At 63.5% G+C, this 18,923-nt stretch carries 22 protein-coding genes; 21 read left to right on the top strand and 1 reads right to left on the bottom strand.

The window, feature by feature from the left end; all coding sequences use genetic code 11:
- Positions 1-92: 92 nt before the first annotated feature.
- A complete protein-coding gene (locus ABIB35_RS07460) occupies positions 93-1,148 on the top strand; it encodes a phage minor head protein (RefSeq protein WP_354180198.1) in 1,056 nt (351 codons plus the stop codon).
- Here ABIB35_RS07460 and ABIB35_RS07455 read toward each other — a convergent pair.
- On the bottom strand, positions 1,145-1,297 hold the full coding sequence (locus tag ABIB35_RS07455) for a hypothetical protein (protein WP_354180196.1): 153 nt from the start codon (positions 1,295-1,297) through the stop codon (positions 1,145-1,147). The two genes, ABIB35_RS07460 and ABIB35_RS07455, sit on opposite strands and share 4 nt — an antisense overlap.
- 57 nt (positions 1,298-1,354) lie before the next feature.
- Between ABIB35_RS07455 and ABIB35_RS07450 the strand changes: the two genes are divergently transcribed.
- From ABIB35_RS07450 to ABIB35_RS07355, 20 genes are all read left to right on the top strand, one after another.
- Complete coding sequence (locus ABIB35_RS07450; protein WP_354180195.1) at positions 1,355-2,542, top strand: hypothetical protein; 1,188 nt, start codon at positions 1,355-1,357, stop codon at positions 2,540-2,542.
- Between the two features lie 2 nt (positions 2,543-2,544).
- The gene (locus ABIB35_RS07445) at positions 2,545-2,895 is read left to right on the top strand and encodes a DUF2190 family protein (RefSeq protein ID WP_354180193.1); all 351 of its coding nucleotides are present in this window, start codon (positions 2,545-2,547) and stop codon (positions 2,893-2,895) included.
- A gap of 12 nt (positions 2,896-2,907) precedes the next feature.
- Positions 2,908-3,972 carry a phage major capsid protein gene (locus tag ABIB35_RS07440; RefSeq protein WP_354180192.1) on the top strand — a complete coding sequence of 355 codons (1,065 nt, stop codon included), beginning with the start codon at positions 2,908-2,910 and terminating at the stop codon, positions 3,970-3,972.
- An 87-nt stretch (positions 3,973-4,059) separates the two neighbouring features.
- Entirely contained in the window at positions 4,060-4,431 is a 372-nt protein-coding gene (locus ABIB35_RS07435; RefSeq protein ID WP_354180190.1) for a hypothetical protein, read from the top strand.
- Positions 4,428-4,838: a DUF6093 family protein gene (locus tag ABIB35_RS07430; protein WP_354180188.1), complete on the top strand. Its 411-nt coding sequence runs from the start codon at positions 4,428-4,430 to the stop codon at positions 4,836-4,838. The genes ABIB35_RS07435 and ABIB35_RS07430 overlap by 4 nt, the downstream gene beginning before the upstream one ends.
- Before the next feature lie 9 nt (positions 4,839-4,847).
- On the top strand, positions 4,848-5,216 hold the full coding sequence (locus tag ABIB35_RS07425) for an HK97-gp10 family putative phage morphogenesis protein (protein WP_354180186.1): 369 nt from the start codon (positions 4,848-4,850) through the stop codon (positions 5,214-5,216).
- Positions 5,209-5,628 carry a hypothetical protein gene (locus ABIB35_RS07420; RefSeq protein WP_354180185.1) on the top strand — a complete coding sequence of 140 codons (420 nt, stop codon included), beginning with the start codon at positions 5,209-5,211 and terminating at the stop codon, positions 5,626-5,628. The genes ABIB35_RS07425 and ABIB35_RS07420 overlap by 8 nt, the downstream gene beginning before the upstream one ends.
- A 9-nt stretch (positions 5,629-5,637) precedes the next feature.
- Complete coding sequence (locus tag ABIB35_RS07415) at positions 5,638-5,907, top strand: hypothetical protein (RefSeq protein ID WP_354180184.1); 270 nt, start codon at positions 5,638-5,640, stop codon at positions 5,905-5,907.
- Entirely contained in the window at positions 5,908-6,423 is a 516-nt protein-coding gene (locus ABIB35_RS07410) for a phage tail tube protein (RefSeq protein ID WP_354180182.1), read from the top strand.
- A gap of 380 nt (positions 6,424-6,803) precedes the next feature.
- Complete coding sequence (locus ABIB35_RS07405) at positions 6,804-7,232, top strand: HNH endonuclease (protein ID WP_354180180.1); 429 nt, start codon at positions 6,804-6,806, stop codon at positions 7,230-7,232.
- 85 nt (positions 7,233-7,317) lie between these two features.
- The gene (locus ABIB35_RS07400; protein WP_354180179.1) at positions 7,318-7,875 is read left to right on the top strand and encodes a hypothetical protein; all 558 of its coding nucleotides are present in this window, start codon (positions 7,318-7,320) and stop codon (positions 7,873-7,875) included.
- Positions 7,876-7,964: 89 nt separating this feature from the next.
- Positions 7,965-8,207: a hypothetical protein gene (locus ABIB35_RS07395; RefSeq protein ID WP_354180178.1), complete on the top strand. Its 243-nt coding sequence runs from the start codon at positions 7,965-7,967 to the stop codon at positions 8,205-8,207.
- A gap of 36 nt (positions 8,208-8,243) precedes the next feature.
- Positions 8,244-11,351, top strand: coding sequence for a phage tail tape measure protein (locus tag ABIB35_RS07390; protein ID WP_354180177.1), 3,108 nt, complete (start codon positions 8,244-8,246; stop codon positions 11,349-11,351).
- Entirely contained in the window at positions 11,341-12,093 is a 753-nt protein-coding gene (locus ABIB35_RS07385) for a hypothetical protein (RefSeq protein ID WP_354180176.1), read from the top strand. The genes ABIB35_RS07390 and ABIB35_RS07385 overlap by 11 nt, the downstream gene beginning before the upstream one ends.
- Before the next feature lie 7 nt (positions 12,094-12,100).
- Positions 12,101-13,180: a hypothetical protein gene (locus ABIB35_RS07380; protein WP_354180175.1), complete on the top strand. Its 1,080-nt coding sequence runs from the start codon at positions 12,101-12,103 to the stop codon at positions 13,178-13,180.
- Complete coding sequence (locus tag ABIB35_RS07375; protein ID WP_354180173.1) at positions 13,180-13,971, top strand: hypothetical protein; 792 nt, start codon at positions 13,180-13,182, stop codon at positions 13,969-13,971. Before ABIB35_RS07380 ends, ABIB35_RS07375 begins: the two co-directional genes overlap by 1 nt.
- Positions 13,972-14,038: 67 nt before the next feature.
- Positions 14,039-14,467, top strand: a complete 429-nt coding sequence (locus ABIB35_RS07370) for a hypothetical protein (RefSeq protein WP_354180172.1) — start codon at positions 14,039-14,041, stop codon at positions 14,465-14,467.
- A 4-nt stretch (positions 14,468-14,471) separates the two neighbouring features.
- Positions 14,472-16,064 (top strand): hypothetical protein, encoded by a 1,593-nt coding sequence (locus tag ABIB35_RS07365; protein ID WP_354180170.1) that lies wholly within the window; start codon positions 14,472-14,474, stop codon positions 16,062-16,064.
- 9 nt (positions 16,065-16,073) lie between these two features.
- A complete protein-coding gene (locus ABIB35_RS07360) occupies positions 16,074-18,191 on the top strand; it encodes a sialate O-acetylesterase (protein ID WP_354180169.1) in 2,118 nt (705 codons plus the stop codon).
- Between the two features lie 13 nt (positions 18,192-18,204).
- Positions 18,205-18,828 carry a hypothetical protein gene (locus ABIB35_RS07355; protein WP_354180168.1) on the top strand — a complete coding sequence of 208 codons (624 nt, stop codon included), beginning with the start codon at positions 18,205-18,207 and terminating at the stop codon, positions 18,826-18,828.
- The last annotated feature ends 95 nt before the right edge of the window (positions 18,829-18,923 follow it).

Raw genomic sequence — 18,923 nt, 5'->3', positions numbered from 1 at the left:
GGAAGTGAGCCGGCCCCGCTTCACCATTCAAGGCAAGTGGGGCCGGCACGCGGCCGCCGAGTACGAACTCATCGAGGATCTGGAGGACGAGGATGGCGATCACCGAGACGACCCTCGCCCTCGCAGCCAGCCGCCGCGCCGAACTGGACCAGATCCTCGCGGACATTGACCTCGAACTCATCAGTGCCTGGGCTATGGCGTGGGATGAGCTGTCCACAGAGTTTGATGCAGCCCTCACGGAGTTGATGGCGGCCGCGAAGAACGGGCGCGTCACCGGCTCCCAGGCGGCCAAGAACGTCCGGCTCCGCAAAGCCTTGGCGCAGGCCGCTGACCGGCTGGACGAGCTGGCACAGATGGCGGGCGTGACCGCCCAGGCTGACGTCATGCGCGCCGCGCTGGCCGCCGCCCAGTCACAGATCAACCTGGCCATATCCCAGCTGCCGCCCGATCACCTGATCAGCGTGGCACCAACATGGACGCGGGTCTCGGACACCGCACTGGATGCCATTGTCGCCCGGACCACGCAGAACATTGTGACCGGCCTCCTGCCGCTCTCCGATCACGCCATCGACGTGATGAAGCGGAACCTCATCCGAGGCATGGCCGTCGGCGAGAACCCCCGCGCAGTGGCCCGGAGCATGGTCCGGCAGGCGGAGAAGGGCTTCAACGGCGGACTCACTCGGGCACTCACCATTGCCCGCACCGAGATGCTCGACGCCCACCGGGCCGCCACCAAGGCAGCCGACGAAGCCAACACCGACCTGATGGCCGGCTGGCTCTGGGGTGCCTCACTGGATGCTCGCACCTGTCCCTCCTGCCTCGCCCAGCACGGACAGCTCCACCCTGTGAGCGAAGAAGGGCCCATCGACCACCACCAAGGCCGCTGCGACCGCATCCCGAAAACGAAGAGCTGGCGGGAACTGGGCTTCGACATCGACGAACCCGAGGACCTCATGCAGGACTCCCGGGAATGGTTCGACGGGCTCACCGAGGACACCCAGGCACGCATCATGGGCCGGGAACGCCTCGAGCTGCTCAACAGCGGCACCATCGGCTGGGACGACCTGTCCACGAAGATCAGCACGGACGGATGGCGCGACGCCATGCACGTCACTCCTGTGCGGGACCTGCGGTCATTGGCCGGTTAGTCGTTCTTCGACGGCGCGTAGGCCAACGCCCCGCACCACCGGCACTGCCGGGACATGCGGGCGCCCGTGAGGTCGAACTGCAGACTGTGCAGCACCCACACATGGCCGGGACACTCACCCGGCCCGTCGTTCCGATCATCCAGTCCCACACTTCCACCCTAGACACCTTGTGGCGCTTGCCGCCCTAACGCTCAACAGGAGGCCGCATGTCCAAGCTCATCACCGAATCGACCGTCGCCCCCACGAAGACCGGGCCCGGCCGGGTCCTCCTGGAACTCATCACCCCCGGGCAGGGCTCCAGCGGCTACTACTCGCCCGAGGTGCTGGAGCAGGCCGCCAAGGACAAGGTGTTCCCCCGCGGCACGCAGTCCCACATCAACCACGACACCGAGCCGGAGCGCCACGACCGGCCCGCCGGTGACCTCCGAAACCTCGTCGGTGTCACGCTCGAGGACGCCTACATCAAGGACGGCAAGCTCGTCGCGGAGACGCGGATCAGCAGTGCATGGAAGGACTTCGTCGAGGAGTTCCACGAGTTCATCGGCGCATCCATCAACGCCCAGGCCGAGGTGTCCGAGGACGGACTGACCATTGAACGGATCCTCCCCTCCCCTTTCAACCGGGTGGACTTCGTGACCGTTGCCGGCCGCGGCGGCCGTGTAGCCGAGGTGCTGGAGTCGGCGAAGGTCATCGAGAACCGCTCCATCAGAGCCACCGAGACCACAGCCAACGACGTCGAGTCCTACCTGCGCGCCGCCGTCCGCGACGCGCACCGGACCGAGGACGACTACGCGTGGATGCAGGACTACGACGACGCCGCCGTGTACTTCGACAAGCAGGGCCGCACCTTCAAGCAGGCCTACTCCATTGCCGGCGTGAACGTGACACTGCAGGGCGAACCGCTGGAGGTCCGCCGCCGTGTCGAGTACGACCCGGTCAGCGTGCCGGCCGCCGAGTCCGCCCCCAAAGATTCCCCTCCGAACCCGGCTGGGGTAACCGAAAACAGGAAGGAGCCCATCGTGGCTACTACCAACATCGAGGAGTCCGAGCTGTCGGCTCTCCGTGCAGACGCCAGCCGGGCCGCCGCGCTGGAAGCCGACAACAAGGCCCTGCGCGAAGCTGCCGTGAAAGCTGAGGCCGCGAAGATCGTCGCCGAAGCTTTCGATGGCGTCGAAGCACCCAAGACCGCCGCCCGTCTGGCCGAGTCCTTCAAGCTCACCGCCGACGGTCAGCTGGACGCTGCAGCCCTCAAGGCTGAGGCCGAAGAGTCCGCCGCAGAGTGGAAGGTCGCCCACGGCGCCGGAAGCGTCACCGGCGTCGGCGACACCACCAGCGTCACCGAGTCCAAGACCCGGACCGACGACGACATCATCAACGCCCTCGGAGGTAACTGACCATGGCAAAGAACCAGCGGTACACCAACGCCCTGCACATCAGCGTTCCCGTCCCGGAAGGCACCAAGTCCGGCGCTCCGGTGAAGGTCGGCCAGATCTGCGGCGTCACCGTCATCGACCGACAGTCCGACGGGCAGGCCACGGTCTGGCTCGACGGCAGCTACGACGTCCCCGTCGCCGGCGCCGTCAACACCTTCGGCGCCCCGGTCTTCATCAAGGCCGACAACACCCTCACCGCCACGGCGGCCGGCAACTTCCTCTTCGGCACCGCGCTGGGGACGAAGGGCACCGGCACCGGCCCACTCGAAGTAGCCCCGATCGGCTACACCACCCAGACCGCCGCTGGCGCGTAAGGAGAACCACCAATGGACCTCGTAAACGAAGGGTTCCGCAAGGCACCCACCCATCAGGAACGCGTCTTCGAAGCCGCGCAGCTGTTCGCCAAGGGCAAGTCCGGCGCGAGCCCCCTCGCCCAGGCCGTGCTCCTCGAAGCGTTCTCCACTTCCGACTTCCCCGTCCTCCTCGGAGCGGCGTTCTCGAAGCAGGCCGTGCAGACGCAGAAGGACGCTGTCAAGGAGTTCGAACCCCTGCTGGTCGACATCACCGTCGACGATTTCAACCGCCACAAGCTGGTGGACCTGTGGTCCGGCGACGCGTTCGAGACGGTCAAGCAGGGCGAAGAGTACAAGCAGGGCGACCTGAGCGAGACCGAACTCGACCACGGCGCTGCCAAGCACGGCAAGTCGTACGGCCTGACGTGGGAGCTGCGCCGCAGCCGCCAGTTCTCCGCCCTGGCGAACTTCCCGAAGTTCCTGGCCAACGGCTCCATCAAGGGCCAGAACAACGCCGTCGCCGACCTGCTGGTCAAGGACAACGGCTGGAACGCTGGCCTGTTCAAGGACGTCAAGACCGTCAAGTTCAGCCCTGACGCACTGGATGCTGCGATCAAGGAACTGGCGGTCCGCGAGAACCACCGCGGAGAGCTCGTCGACGTCTCGGATCTGGTCCTCGTGCACGGCCCCGCGCTGCGCACCGAGGTCAATCGTGTGCTGCTGGCCGCAGAGATCGAGCTGCAGGTCACGGACGGCAACAAGGTCACCAAGACCCGCCAGACGAACCCGTTCCGGAACGTCGTGACGCCGCTGGAATCCCGCACCATCGGCCAGCGCCTCGGCGCAGGTCAGGCCACGGCATGGGCACTGGTTCAGGGCAAGACCTCGGACCTGCCCTCCATCATCCGCACCCTGCTCTCGGGCGAGGAGAACGTGGACATCCGCGTCAAGTCCGACCAGGGCCAGCGCGTTGGCGGCGGCGCCTTGTCCGTGGAAGACGGTTCGTTCAACGACGACACCATCTGGTTCCGCGGCCGTGATGTCTATGGCATCGACCCGGGCTTCACCCCCGGCGTTTGGGCGTCCGCCGGCGCCTAGCACCACCCCGGTCCCCGCGCTGATCAAAAGGGCGAATCAATCCCAGCGCGGGGGCCACCCCCAACTTCATAGCGACCGGAGGCACTCATGGCCATCGACTTCACCACGCCCATCGGGCAGGTCCGCCTCCAGATCGCTGACCTTGATGAGGCAGCCTTCCTGCTCAGCGACGAGCACCTGACCGGCTACCTCGCCATGAACGCGGAGAGCGTCCTGCGCGCCGCCGCCGATGCACTCGATGCCATCGCCACCTCGGAAACCCTGCTGGGTAAGAAGATCCGCACGCAGGACCTGTCCACGGACGGCCCGGCGGTCGCGACCGACCTGCGCAAGAAGGCAGCCGAGCTGCGTGCCCGTGCAGCCGCCGAGGAAGCCAAGGCCTCGGACACCGACGACGTGTTCGAGGTAATCCCCTTCCACCCGTACGGCAAGCCCGAGGGCGCGGAGTGGCGCCTGTGAGCCCCCTGCCTGGCTATCCCGTGATCCCGCCCAACTGGGCCGAGCACCACCGGCCCACCGCTGAGGCGACGATGACCGCGGACGCCGTCTTCCAACGCATCAGCGAAGGCCCCGCCCCGTTCCCCGTCCCTGACGACTGGGGCCCGGCAGAGGTCATCTGGAACACCAAGGTCCGCGTGCAGGGCCTGAACCGGGAAGGCTCCGGCGTCGCCGCCGAGCAGCCCGTCTACACCCGCGAGTACCTCGTCACCGCACCCATGCGCGGCCCGGCCATTATCTCCGGCGAACGCGGCGACATCATCGTCGTCCTTGGCCGGGCCCTGCGCATCACCAACGAACAGTTCAGCTCCCTCCCCTGGGAGCGGGACTTCACCTGCGTGGACAACCTCACCCAGCAAAACCCGTAGGAGGCAGCCGTGGGAATCGAGAACTCACAACTGCGGCGCTTCTCCGCCGATATCGCCCGCGCAAAGGCCACGACCGGGAAGCTCGCCCAGACCGTCGTGCGTAAGACGGCCCGGGACATTGTGCGGGACGCGAAGATCCTGGCGCCGGTGGACACCGGGAACCTCAAGGCCTCCATCGGCCACTCCGACCTGCGCTCAGTCGGCCAGTCCGGTGACCTGTCCGTGGAGATAGGTCCAACCGCCAACTACGGCGTGTTCCTCGAAATGGGAACCTCCCGCGCACCAGCCCAGCCCTTCATGGGGCCGGCCGCCGACCGCAACACTGGCCCGTTCGAGCAGGCCTTGGCCCAGATCGCTGAGGAGGGCCTGCGTGGCTGACGCCCTGCCGCTCCGCGCCGCTGTGCTGGCTGCGCTCCGCTCCATCCGTGGCATCACCGTCTACGACGGCTACGTGCCCGACAAGGTCCCGGTGGACGCGGCGCAGTACATCCTGCCCTACGTCGTGTTCTTCGGCGGCGTCGGCGACGAGATACCCGAGCGTGACCTGTCTGCCCGCGTGGACCTCGGCGGCCTCCGCTGGGACATCCAGACCACCTCAGTGGGCGCCAACCCCGACATCTGCGCCAGCGTCGCCCAAACCGTCCGCCGGACGCTCACCAACCTGCCGCTCGGCACCCACTACCTCCTGCCCAACCCCGACGGCTTCAAGCAGGAGACCCCGATCAGGGACACCACCATCACCCCGGCCCGCTTCATGCTGCCCGCACCATGGCGGCTCGACACCACCTAGGAGGCCCGCATGGCCAACGACTGGATCCGCGTCCGAGACACCCGCACCAACGAAATCCTCCCCCACCGCGTGCCCCGCGCCCACCTGGACAGCTTCGACCACCTCAAAGAGGTCCCGTCCAGCCGCAAACGCGCCGACCGCGTCACCGTGACCGAGCCCGTGCAGCCCGCCGCCGGCGTGCCCGTCACGGAACCCCACACTCCCGCCAAGCGCGGGCAGGCCGCTCCGGCCACCACCATCCAGGAACCGGCCAAGCCGGAGAAACCCAAGGAGGCATAAATGCCCAAGTCACTCGCAGACGGCCGCGTCAAAGTCGTAGCCCTTTCCACCAAGCCTGCCAACCCGTACGCCCCGACCATCGCGGAACTGACCGCGGGGGTGGACATCAGCTGCCGCATCCTGTCCAGCGACTACGCGCTGGGCCCGACGACGTCGGACCGGATCGCGGAGAAGGAGCTGTGCAAGGAAGGCAACGCCAACGCAATCGGCGCTTCCAACTACGCCGGATCCGTCACTCCGTTCCGGTACTTCGACGAGACCACCAACCAGGCGCACAAGACCGAGGATGAGGTCTACCAGCTGCTCAAGGAAAAGGGCACCACCCTCTACCTGTACGAGCGGCAGACGTCGAAGAAGTCCACCGCGGACTTCGCTGCCGGGGATGAGGTGGACGGGTACGAGGTCGTCACCGACAACCCGCAGAAGCCCTCCGACATGGGCGGCTACATTAAAAGAGTGGTACCCCTCGAAATTCAGGACGCATGGCTCGGCGGAGTCGTCGGCGGCACCAACTAATTCGCTACTGGATAGCGGGCGGAATTAACTCGAATTCGCCCGCTATCCAGTAGAATTAGAATTAGCAAAAGCCCCGCGATTGCGCTAACAATCCGGGGCGGCGACCAACACTCTTAGGAAGTGCTGATATGCCCAATTCTACATGCTCAGTTGATGCCTGCGAGAGGCAAGTCATCGCCCGTAGTTGGTGCGAAACGCACTACCGGCGATGGCAGCGAACAGGGTCCCTGGAAACTACCCGATTCGTCACTCGCTACTGCTCAGTAGCCGACTGCGAAAATATCGCGGAAAAGCGCGGCTGGTGCCCCGCCCACTACCGCCGCTGGCGCACCACTGGCGACCTTCGCCCTGACGTCCCCCTCCGTAAAGTCAACGTGCCAGTGATCGACGGACACAAACAGTGCTCGTCATGCGGTTCACTGACACCAGTCGCGGAGTTCGCTGAGCACAATGTTTGCCGACCCTGCAAAGGGAAACGGCAAGCCAGTTGGGCGACACAAAATCCTGACTACTGGCCGACCTGGCAGCGCGCCAACCCTGACAAGCTGAGCGCCACAGCTCACCGCCGTCGGGCCCAGAAGCTTGGCCGCGATAGTGAACAAGTGGACCGCAGTCTCGTGTTTGAACGCGACGGATTCACCTGCCAGCTCTGCAACCTGCCGATCCTGATGGCAGAAAAGTTCCCGCACCCATTCAGCCCTTCGCTGGACCACATCATTCCGCTCAACAAGGGCGGGCACCATTTGTACTCCAATATTCAGGCGGCGCACTTCGTGTGTAATTCCGCCAAAGGCGACCGCCTCACCTAAATCCACGAGCTAAACAGTTAGGCCCCCGTGATTCCACACCGGGGGCCTATTCGTTTAACCCACCAACTCTGGAGCCTGAAACCCCATGACCAAGAAACTCGATCCCAACGCCTTCAACTTCGCTGACTGGTTCGGCGATGCCAACCGGCCCGAGGAATCCGCCGACGTCTTCACGCGCAACGGGCTGGTTGGCGAGATCAATGCCCTGCAGCGCCAGATCGAAGAGGATGACCGCGCTGCCGATCCCGAGGGATCCCTCGGTGACGAAGCCGTGAGCGCCAATGAGGAGAAGCTCGCGGAGCTGCTTCAGGAGTTCCTCGACTCCAAGGTGACCGTCTACGTCAAGGCGCTCACGCCCGGCGAACGTACCTCAGTCCGCAAAGCGCACGAGGCGTCCAAGCAGCCGGACGAGGACTTCGTCATCCGCATCCTGGCGGCGTCCATTACCGCCCTGCGCAAGCCCGGCAAGGAACGGACCCCGGTCAGCATGTCCTACGGCGACATCCTCAAGCTGGCCGAGCAGATCGGTGACGCGCAGATCGAGGTGCTGTTCAACGCCTACCGGCAGGCCACCTCCGGGCTACCCACTGTGGACGCAGATTTTTTGCTCAAGCGCTCTGGTCCCGCCAACACCCCGGAATAGTCGCAGCACTCAAGACGGCGGAACGACACGGCCGCTCCCCCTCCGAGTACCTCGGCTTCGACGACGAGCACAAAGACCGGCTCCTCGAGGTGGCTTACACCATCTACCTCGACGGCATGTGCTCGTGCGGGTGGCCCATGGTCATCTGCCGCGACCCGGACAACGACGGCTGGTTCGAACTCCCGGAGAAGGTGTCTGTCTGCCAAGTGCAGGCGGTCATCGACCGTGAGGCCAAAGAGCGCCGCGGCAACGCGAACTACGAGCCCGAAGCGGGCGAAATTCTCAACGTGATCTACACCCGGGGCGCCGAGTCGGAGGACCCCGACGACTAAGGCCATGGGTTCCCCACAGCACCTTTGGAGGTACACATGACCGCTCGTTCCGTCATCGTCGAACTGCAGGCCCGGGTCGGCTCCTACGTCTCCAGCATGGGGAAAGCGAAGCAGTCCACCGACCAGCTGACCCAGTCCCAGGCCAAGGCCGGAGCCGCTACTGACAGAGCGGCAGCGTCCACCGAGAAGGCTGGCGCGAGTGCCGGGAAAGCGGCGGGCGGATTCAGCAAACTGGCAGAGTCTGCTGAGAAGAACCGGGACGCGTGGGACAAAGCCGGCGGCGCGCTTACGGTCTTCGGCGTCTCCACCGTTGCCGTTCTCGGTGCGACCGCCAAGGCCGCCATGGACTGGCAGTCCGCCTGGGCTGGCGTCACCAAGACAGTCGATGGCTCCCCCGAGCAGATGGCAGAGCTTGAGGACGGGCTCCGCGGGCTGGCCAAGACTCTGCCCATCACACACACCGAGATCGCAGGCGTGGCCGAGGCCGCCGGCCAGCTCGGCGTGGCCCGCCAGGACGTCCTCGGCTTCACCAAGACCATGATCGACCTCGGCGTCTCCACCAACCTGACGGCCGAAGAAGCCGCCACCGATATCGCCCAGATCAGCAACGTCATGGGCACACTCAAGCGGGAAGGTGCGGAAGGCGTCTCGCGGTTTGCTGCGACACTGGTCGCGCTCGGTAACGATGGCGCGTCCACGGAGAAGGAAATCCTCTCCATGGCGCAGCGCATCGCCGGCGCCGGCGCGACCGTGGGCGCCACCGAGGTCGAAGTGCTGGCCCTGGCCAACACTCTGGCTTCCATGGGTATCCGCGCCGAGCTCGGTGGTGGTGTGACCACCCGTGTGCTGCTGAAAATGTTCACCGCTGTGAAAGAAGGCGGCAGTACTCTCGACAGCTTCGCTAAGACGGCCGGAGTCAGCGCGGAGGAGTTCTCCAAGGCCTTCGGGGATTCCCCCGTCAAAGCCATGGACCTCGTCGCCCAGGGCCTGAACCGGATCAATCAGGATGGCGGCAACGTCGTCGAAGTGATGAAAGACCTTGGCATCAAGGGCACCGAAGAAGTGCAGGTCATGCTGGCCCTTGCTAACTCGGGCACCCTGATGGCCGATGGACTGGAGGTAGGTTCCAAAGCTTGGCAAGAGAACATTGCCCACATTGTGGAGGCAACCAAGCGCTACGACACCGCTGACTCGCGAATCAAGATCGCATGGAACAACATCAAGGACTCCGCTATCAGCGCCGGCGCAGTGCTACTCCCGGTCATTTCCACCATGGCCGACGGCGTCGCTTCCCTTGCGAGCATGTTCGGTGACCTCCCCGCCCCGGTGCAGGGCGTACTCACCGTACTTGGCGGCCTGGTGGGTGTCTCCGCACTGCTCGCTGGTGGCTTCCTGGTTCTCTTCCCGCGGGCCATGGACCTGGTGGGCGCTTTCAAGACCCTCGGCGTTTCCGGCGGGGAGCTTGGCGGGAAGATGAAGTTCCTTGGTAAGGCCATGGGTATCGCGGCAGTTGTGATGGCTGCTGTCGGTGCCGTTACGGCGTTGCATAACGCTTCCCAGCCAGCCGCGGTATCTACCGGCGAACTCTCACAAGCCCTGCTTGGGTTGAAGAAGAACTCAGCCTCCCTGGATGGTGTGTTCGCTGGGCTGAAAACTGAGGACACCGGCCGCATTCTGGCAGACGTCAACAGTGTTGGTGAAGCACTGGCCAAGCTGGAGAACCCTGGTGTCTACGGGTCGATCTCTTCATTCGGCGCGACCGTTATGAAAGTGGACAACGACACAGCGAAGCTGACGACGACCCTGTCCACCATGGACCAGACGTTGGCCGGCGCTGTCAGCTCCGGTAACTTCGATCAGGCTTCTGCCGGATTCAAATCCATCGCGGACAGCGCTGCAGCGCAGGGGCTCACCCTTGAAGACGTCAAGGCACGGTTTCCCACCTACCTTGAATCTCTCCGGCAGCTGGCCAGCGACGCTAAGGTCACCGTCGGGGAACAGGACCTCCTCAACTGGGCGCTGGGGGAAACTCCGCAGGCGATGCTGGATGCTGCTGCGGCTTCCGAGGAAACCGCAGCTGCCCTCGAGGGCGTCGGCGGGGCGGCGGAAGAGGTAGCGGTCCCGCTGGAGGACATTGTGGCCGCCCTTTTTGCGTTGGGCATGATCACCATGTCCTCTCGCGACTCAACGGCAGCCTTCCATGATGCTCTCCGGGAGATGCAGACAGCCACCGAAGCAGCCCATGCGGGCACACTGGGTTTGGGTGCGGTACTCAATGAGACCGCAACCGATTTCGACCTCACCACCGAGGCTGGCGCCGCAGCAAATGCTGCGTTCCAGAACATCGCCTCGGCCGGCATGGCAGATGTGGAAGCCAAGGCGCGGGAAGGAATGGGGCAGCCTGAACTCCAAGCCAACCTGCAAGCAACCTACGACGGCCTCGTAGACGCAGCGAACGGGATGGGCATTGAGGGCTCTGCCGCTGACGATTTGGCGCGCAAGGTGCTTGGCATCCCCGAAGGTGCGGACACGACGGCGTTCTTCCATGATGCGGCAGCCAAGCTGGGTATCGAGGAGTTGGATACGAAGCTGACCAACTTGGACGGCAAGACCGTCAATACGTACGCCAATACATGGATCACGGAGACTCTGCATACCCTGCGCACCGGAGACACGAGCGCCCCCACGGGTGATCCTCGCGGTCCCGGACCGTGGGCGCCGCCGGGTGGTGCTACGGGTGGCCGTGTCGCCGACATCATGGGGCTCGCTGGTGGTGGCCGTGTGCCGGGCAGCCGCTCGGCGAACGTGCGCAAGGACAACGTCCTGGGCATGGTGAACGGGAAACCGTTGGGTTTGCAGGGTACCGAGTGGGTCATCAACCCGAACTCATCGGATCATTACGACGAAGAGCTGGCAGCCATCAACGCCGGCTCCTTCCCTAAGGGGTCGGCCGTCAGCTCCTACGGGCGGGATTTCGCCGCCCCTTCGGGAGGCGGAACAGGCTACGGCGGCAGCGGTGGCGGCCTCGTCATCGACATGCCCATCGAAATCAACGGGGCCACGGACGTCAACGCTGTCCGCCAAGCAGTTATCGCGGACATCAAGTTCCTGATGCAGAAGAACGGGGTGCGCCTTGGCGACTGAGAGCATCATTTTGGACGGGCAGCCGTTGAGCGGGGAGGACCGCTACGGCGTATGGACTACCTCAGTTCTTGACGGCTGGTGGTACTCCCCGGAACCCAAGGGCAGCACTGAGGAACGCGAGAACGCGGACGGCGATTATGACTTGCCGGTTTACTACGGCGCCCGCTACGTCACCATCGGCGGCAGTATCCGGACCAAGGGGCACGCCCAGCAGCATCAGGCCATAAACCGTTTCGTGGGGCTCTTGCGAAATAAGGGCAGGCTGCAGGTGTCCGGGCATGGCCCGACTCAATGGGCCGATGTGAAGCGGGCGTCGGGCTTCAAGATGGAGCCAATCACGGACACTTACGCGCAGTGGCAGGCACGGGTGAAGGCGCCCGACCCTCTAAAGTTTGGCGACGCGAACGTTTTCACGATCAGCCCGAACCAGACGGTGCCGCTGTTCCATTACGGCAACGCGGAGGCTTCCCCGATTTTCGACATCACCGGGAATATGCCGGCGGGTTACACACTCTGGGGGCCGGGCGGTAAGACGTTCGTTTCGCCGTCGGTTGTCAGCTCCACTTATCCGCACCACCTGGATATGAGCGAGGGGTTACTCAAGGTCAACGGTTACTACTGGACCGGGCAGACCGGCAACGCGGACCTCTGGACGATACCGCCAGGCCAGCAGGTTCTCACCGGGCTAACAACAACGGGTACGGGCACCGCGAAGGTCACCGTCTACGACACTTACATCTAGGAGCAATATGGCTTGGAACGTATGGGTCGTCAACACTCACAACGGTGTCCGCCGACAGAAGCTGCCTGTGTCGGCTTTCCCGTGGGATCGGGTGCTGAATGTGTCCGGTTCGGGTTCGGTGACGATCCAGTTGCGGGACAAGGTCGTGTCTCAGCTTCAGTACATGGACCTGACAACACCCCTCAAGCGCACGGTCGTCCTCTCGTGGGACAAGAAAGCGGTCTATGGCGGCATCATCTGGGCGCGGGAGTATGACCGGGACGCGGGCACGATGACGCTGACCGTGGCAGATATCTGGTCGATGCTGGCTGCGAGGCTGGCACTTGACCGGGGTGCCACGAACATTGCGGCGAGCCTGCTGACGTGGTCCGGACTCACTCTCGCGTCACTGTGCGCGAAGGTTGTGCAGGCGGGGTTCACTCTCCCGTCCAATGACTGGCTGCTCCCCATTGTGTACCCCGCGACAGCGACGGCTGGGGCTTCCCGCACGCTTTACGGCTATGACTTCCCGGTTGTGGCTGATGTGTTGGACGAAATCATGTCAACCCAGGGCGGCCCGGACGTTGATTTCGTGCCGCAGTGGTCTGAGGGGAACGATCCAACCTTCCAGTGGGTGATGCGTGCCGGTGCTCTCAAGGATGGTGCGTGGGAGTGGAACCTTGCCGCGGAGAAGTCGGGTGTGACCGGGCTGAAATGGAAGCAGGACGCTTCCAAGGTCACCACCTCTGCAGTTGGCCGCGGTGAGGGTTCTGAGAAGAACGTCATCCACAAGCGGGTGCAGGCTGACGGCCTCGGATATGCGCTTGAACGCGTGGTGTCTTCCAATCTCAAAAAGGTGGCCGAAGTTGAGGCGCACACCCGTGGGCATCTCGCCACTTATCAGACCCCGACCGAGCAGTGGGGGTTCGGCATTCAGGCGAACGGCCACGTGCCGGTCACGGACTTGCGACTGGGCGGCAGTGTCCGCCTTTGGTCTTCCGCTGATCCGGTGATTCCTGACGGGCTGCACGTGCACCGTCTTATTCAATACTCCGGTGACCTCGGGTTGTCCGTGAAGCTCGGCATACAACCAGTGGGAGGTGCCTGATGGGCGTCATCGACAACCTGAATCAGGGAGAGTTGGGTGACTGGCGGCGCGAGGGGCGGATGCAAAAGAACCGCACCACCGGGAACAATACGGCTGTCGGTCGAGACGGAATGGAGTTCTACGACGGCGGTGTCCTGGACATCTCTAACGGCAGTTTTTACCTGAATGGCTACGGGTCCGTTACGGGTACACTCGCCGTCTCCGGCACACTCCCGGTCACGGGCGGGCTCATCGTCTCGGGAACGGAGCGCATCACCGGCTCATGGTTCCTTGACGGTGTCGGTGAAGTCGCGGGCACGATGACCGTCACGGGCGGTCTAATCGTGGACGGCAAGCAGCGCGTCTCCGGCACGCTCGAAATTACGGGTGAGCTGACCGTCACCGGCCCGACGAAGCTTGACGGCAAGACGGACATCGGCGGCGACACAACGGTGGACGGAACGCTGGACATCAAGGGCAGATCCACCCTGCAGAACGACCTTGACGTCCGCAACGGCGGCAAGGTCAAAGTCGGCGGCATGACACTGGATCCGTCTGTCGCATCTGGCGCCATCACCTTCTCGAATAGCTCTCAGATATTCACCAACGGAGACAGTATCCAAATGTTCCGAGGAAATGGCGTCCTGCAGGTTGATGGCAACAGCGCGGCCGTCCAGTGGGGCGGCAACTCGTTCACCGTAGATGGCGGCGGGCGGCGAATCTCCAACCTCCCCGTGACGGACAAGCAGCCGAATCTTTATGTAGATGCCAGCGGCTACCTGCACCGCTCAAATTGGGAGCCCCCCAAGTAGCCCTCCGACACCCCTTCTCTCGGCCTCCATTGTGGGGCTTTTTTCTTGCCCTTTTAGGAGGCACCGTATGGCTAAAGTGACAGGCGCTCTCAGCGACTTCGGCATTCAGGCGTTCCCTGAGTTGCAGCCCCGCATCATTTTCACTGCATCCGGCCCAGGCGTTTCGGGGGCGCGGCTGTTCGCTACGAAGCCGATCATCGTGAAGCCTGCCAATTCCGGCTCGTTCACGGTGGAGCTGATGCCCACCGCGAACATCCGGCCCGTCGTTTGGTACACGGTCACCATTGAATGGCTGGACCCTTCCGGGAACTACATCAGCAGCGACGAGCTCGTCTGGAAGCTGTTCGTCCCGTCGGCCGGCGGCGAACTGTCCGACTTGCTTGAAACCCCGGCCAACCCGTCCCTGATTTGGGTGGGCCCAACACCGCCGCCCAACCCGCAGCCCGGCCACAAATGGATGAACTCGACAACGGGTGTCCTCTCGGAATGGAGATAGCAAAATGACATGGGTACCTATTGCAGAACTCCGTGGACCTGAGGGCAAGCCCGGCGATGCTGCGGCACTGGGGCGGTTCGACCGGATTGAAAACGGTATCGAACTAGGCCGGAGTGCCGATGCGAATCTCCTCACAGAGAATGGCGACTACTACTCCCGCTACGGAGACGTGTCTGCCAGCCTCATCAACTTCCCCAAGGGGCCGGCGGGGACCACAGCCTCCGGGCACTTGAAAGTCCGCACCACCAAGAATGGCGTCACCACGCAGACATGGCAGGACATCGGCCAGACATTCCAAGTATGGGCGCGCTCCACCGCGTCGGTGAGCGCCGGAACCTGGTCCGAGTGGCTGCCTATGGTGAACCGCATTGACGGCATACAGGACAACACTCGCTCAGCGTTCTCCCGGGACATCAAAGTCCAGCGGTACGAGATGCGCCGAGGCGGTGTGATTGGCACCGGCGGCCTGCCGGCGATTGCCCTGCGCTATGACCATGGGCTCGCAAACTTCAAGGCGAAGATCCTCCCGCTCCTGCGGAAGTACAACCTCCCGTCCGGTCAGATGATCAACCCGGCTGGGTTGGCCGAACCGGGCAACGTTTCATCCTTCGCTGAGCTGCAGTCGTGGGCGCTCAATGATGGGGTCGAGATGGCGTTCCATGGGCGCACCCATGGCGAAGCAGACAACTCGATCACATTGCGTCGAGAAATCCTTACCGGCCTGGAGGAAATGAAGGCTGGGCTACCGAAACTCGAAATCGAGATGTGGGCGCCGCCCGGTGTTGGCGGGTCTGCGTTCATGGGCTTCGATACCGGCAAGACCCCGGAGTCGTTCTACGACACTGAGGCCGGCCAGCTGATCATGGCGAATCATGCGGTGGGTGACGGGCACTCATTCGGCTCCTACCGGAACCTGGACGGCAAGGTCTACTTCGGTGGCGGCCGACCCACCATTGATGGACAGACACCCTCATGGGTGGCCTCCATTATTCGCGGTGCCATGAACGAGGGCATGGGTCTGGAGCTGATGCTCCACCCGGTCTACCTCGACCAGCCCGGGTACATCACAACATCCCAGCTGGATGAAGTGCTAGCCAACATTGCCACGCTGCGGGATCAGGGCAAGCTCACCGTCCTAACACCATCCAGCCTGTATCTTGCGGATGCCAAAACGGATGTGCGGCATAACCTGCTGCGTAACTCCTGCTTCCGCGACGGGCTCACCGGATGGGCTGCCACCGGCGCTTTCGATGTTGTCACCGAACGCGGCATCACCTTCGCCCGTACCACCTCCGGCACATCGCTAGTCCAAAATGCAGGCTTTGGGCGGCAGAAGCAGTTCGTTGGAGGCCCCCGCGAACTGGTGTGCAAGGTCCGCACCAACGGCACCGCCGTGGTCCGCACCCGCGCTGTCGCCTCAGGTGCCGGCCTGTACGCCACGAGCGACCACACCATCACCGCTGCTCAGGGCTGGATCGAAGTCCGGCAGCCCCTCGTCATCCCCACCAACATTGACGAGGAATCACTCATCACCACGAGCGGGCGCGTCTCGGGCAGCCGTGTGGACATCACCGACATTCGCCTTCAGGCCATTTAAGGAGTTCCCATGAAGCGCACCAACACTTGGCAGGACGCCTACAACACCGGCACAGCGATTGTGGACCTGGGTGACGGAATACATGTTCCGCTGCCCCTTGATGGAATTTTCCCCGGCGAGCCTGGCCCTCCCGGCGCCGGGGTTCCTGAGGGTGGGGCGGCGGGGCAGGTCGTCCGAAAGAACAGCTCCGGAACGGCCACCTATTGGGAGACTCCCAACCGGCAGATGGTGGGGCTCGGGGATGTCGACAACACCCCGGACAGTGACAAGCCGGTATCAGATCCGCAGCGTCGGGCCCTTGCTGCGAAGGCGGATCTAGTGGAGGGCAAGCTTGTCCTCGGCCAAGTGCCGACGCTGCCGAAGTCCCGTGTGGGGCTCGGGGATGTCGACAACACCCCCGACACGGAGAAGCCCGTCTCGACTGCGCAAGCAAAGGCGCTGGCGGCTAAGGCTGACCTTGTGTACGGGAAGATTCCGGCCGCACAGCTTCCTGAGACTGTGGTCATTGGAGACTCGACGGTTGCGCCGGTAATCGACGCTCCTGTGACCGGGGCGGCTATAGACGCTCGGATCAACACGCAGGTGGCCCCGCAGGTCCAGAAGATCACGGCAGACTTCATTGCCGGGGACCGGGCCGTGGCTGATGCTGCCGCGGCTGCTGTGGATGCGAACCCGAGGATTGTGGAACTCTCAGCCACTGATGTGAAGCAGGCGAAGCGCCTCACGGAGGTTGAGTCACTCACCCCGGCGCTCAAGAACACTGACGAGCAGTGGGCGCAGGTAATCACCGAAGACAGGGCGGGGCGGGTCTCGCTTGCCGTCCGCCCCGATGGAACGGTGTACGCGGCTATCCCTGAGGTACAGGCAATGGCTGGCGTGATTGCTCAGGCATCAAGCAACACAGCCCGCTTGGCAAGCGTTGAAAGTTCCGCACCCCAGCTAAAGGCAACCGACGAAACCTGGAGCCAAATCCTCGCGGAAGACAAAGCCGGGAACGTCGCATTGGGCATTCGACCAAATGGAACTATCGCCGGCGGAGGACTCCCCGAGGTGACCGGCTACGACATCATCGTCCTGGGTGGACAGTCGGATATGTCAGGGTCAGCCAAACCGTTCGGGACAGACGTGTTCCCGCCGCACCCCCGTGTCCTCCAGTTCCCTGCAGCTCGCTGGCCGGAGTCAGGTCGGATTATCCCTGCAGTGGAGCCACTGCTTGGGCAGGGACCGCTCACCTCGGCCAAGGGTGGCGGGCCCGGTCTCATGTTCGCCCGTCTCTGGGCGGAGACTCACCCTGACCGCATCGTCGTACTGGTTCCTGCGGCCTGCACGGCGACGGGGTTCAATACGACGGCGAAGCTCACGCCCGACCCGGGGATGGCGGCTTCAGTTGGCTGCTGGCAGCTCAACAAGACTGACGAGCCGGTGAACCTCGGGCGCGGCATGGTGGATCAGGCAATGGCAGCGAAAGCCGCGGCAGTAGTTGCTGCCGGCGCCGGCAAGACGGCGAATGTGGTGGCCTTCCTTTGGAGCCAGGGACTATCCGACGGCTCCCTTACTCAGGAGCAGTACGGCACCTATTTTGACGACCTGGCTTCCGGCCTGCGCTCGGCACTTTCGCAGCCTGATCTGCCGGTCATTGTTGGTCAGATGTCCCCTCAGGGCATTGCAGGTTCAATATCTGCCCACAAGATCGACAAGGCGCATATGGACACACCTCGGCGCCTCACCCGTGCGGCCTTTGCCTACTCGTTCAAAAACCTCACGAACAGTCCGACCGACGATCACCTGTCGCCGCGGGGGCAGCACAAATACGCGGAATCCATGTTCGCCGCTTACGGGCGCGCAGTCCTCAATGTCCCCGGTTTTTCACCCATCGGGGTGGAAGACTTGAGCGCCAAACGCGTGGGCTCGAACGTGCACGTCAAGTGGACAGCCTCAGCCTCACGCGTTACCGCTTACGTCGTGGACTACTCAGTAGATGGCGGCGAGTACGTCACCACTGGAGTGACGCGCTACTACGACATGGACACTTCTGCGACCCTGCCGTGGACCGGCACCACAATGACCATCAGGGTCACTGCAAGCAATGAGCTCGGCCAATCCTCCGCAGCCACCATCGAACTGTAAGGAATTTATTTACATGGGAACAATCCCGATCTTCACGCTCCCCATCTTCTTCAATAACCCAACGCTGCCAACTCGAACCATTTACGGTTTCATGGACGACTTCGGCCGGGCATCAGCCAGTAATCTTGGGTTCACCTCTCGTGAAGCGAAGCCTTGGGTTAGCAGTCTCGCTGCGGGCATCACTTCCGGTATTGACGCGTCCGGGGCCGCATATTTTGCTCGTGATTCAGGGGGCGCCGCGCAGGTTGTTGTGGATTCCAAGGCGCCCAACGGGACGCTGCTGGCCACAATGAAGGTCAAGACTGCCCCGGGGCAGGCCGGTGTTGCCTTTCGCTGGTCCAATGCACAAAATTACTTCACCTTTAGCACCCTTGCATCAGGGGCGGGGTCCTATCGAATCAATAAGGTCGTGGCCAATGTCACCACCGTAATGGCAACCACAACCGACGTAATCCCCGCAAATGGTGACGTTCTAAAGGTTGTCCTGGCTGGGGACCTCATCACCTGCTATGTCAACGGCGTGCAAATTCTCCAGCTCACCGATACCCACAACCGCACAGCAACAAGCCATGGCCTTTATAACACCGAGGCGACCACCGTCGCCCGCTGGGACGACGTTAGCTTCACCGCCGCATAGTGAACCGTCCCGGGAATCATGCCGCCTGTTTGTTGGCGGCGTCGTCGGGTAACAAGCCGGTTTGTAGATCATAATATGTCTGCTCGTATTCCTCT

The organism is Arthrobacter sp. UYP6, from assembly GCF_040547315.1.
Lineage (GTDB): Bacteria > Actinomycetota > Actinomycetes > Actinomycetales > Micrococcaceae > Arthrobacter_B.
Note: the sequence above shows the minus strand (reverse complement) of the source record. Positions and strands in the feature narration are given on the sequence as shown.

Bases quoted from the DNA above. Each gene is read 5' to 3' on its own strand.
- ABIB35_RS07460 (WP_354180198.1), top strand. From the start codon at position 93: ATGGCGATCACCGAGACGACCCTCGCCCTCGCAGCCAGCCGCCGCGCC.
- ABIB35_RS07450 (WP_354180195.1), top strand. From the start codon at position 1,355: ATGTCCAAGCTCATCACCGAATCGACCGTCGCCCCCACGAAGACCGGG.
- ABIB35_RS07445 (WP_354180193.1), top strand. From the start codon at position 2,545: ATGGCAAAGAACCAGCGGTACACCAACGCCCTGCACATCAGCGTTCCC.
- ABIB35_RS07440 (WP_354180192.1), top strand. From the start codon at position 2,908: ATGGACCTCGTAAACGAAGGGTTCCGCAAGGCACCCACCCATCAGGAA.
- ABIB35_RS07435 (WP_354180190.1), top strand. From the start codon at position 4,060: ATGGCCATCGACTTCACCACGCCCATCGGGCAGGTCCGCCTCCAGATC.
- ABIB35_RS07415 (WP_354180184.1), top strand. From the start codon at position 5,638: ATGGCCAACGACTGGATCCGCGTCCGAGACACCCGCACCAACGAAATC.
- ABIB35_RS07410 (WP_354180182.1), top strand. From the start codon at position 5,908: ATGCCCAAGTCACTCGCAGACGGCCGCGTCAAAGTCGTAGCCCTTTCC.
- ABIB35_RS07400 (WP_354180179.1), top strand. From the start codon at position 7,318: ATGACCAAGAAACTCGATCCCAACGCCTTCAACTTCGCTGACTGGTTC.
- ABIB35_RS07390 (WP_354180177.1), top strand. From the start codon at position 8,244: ATGACCGCTCGTTCCGTCATCGTCGAACTGCAGGCCCGGGTCGGCTCC.
- ABIB35_RS07380 (WP_354180175.1), top strand. From the start codon at position 12,101: ATGGCTTGGAACGTATGGGTCGTCAACACTCACAACGGTGTCCGCCGA.
- ABIB35_RS07375 (WP_354180173.1), top strand. From the start codon at position 13,180: ATGGGCGTCATCGACAACCTGAATCAGGGAGAGTTGGGTGACTGGCGG.
- ABIB35_RS07370 (WP_354180172.1), top strand. From the start codon at position 14,039: ATGGCTAAAGTGACAGGCGCTCTCAGCGACTTCGGCATTCAGGCGTTC.
- ABIB35_RS07365 (WP_354180170.1), top strand. From the start codon at position 14,472: ATGACATGGGTACCTATTGCAGAACTCCGTGGACCTGAGGGCAAGCCC.
- ABIB35_RS07360 (WP_354180169.1), top strand. From the start codon at position 16,074: ATGAAGCGCACCAACACTTGGCAGGACGCCTACAACACCGGCACAGCG.
- ABIB35_RS07355 (WP_354180168.1), top strand. From the start codon at position 18,205: ATGGGAACAATCCCGATCTTCACGCTCCCCATCTTCTTCAATAACCCA.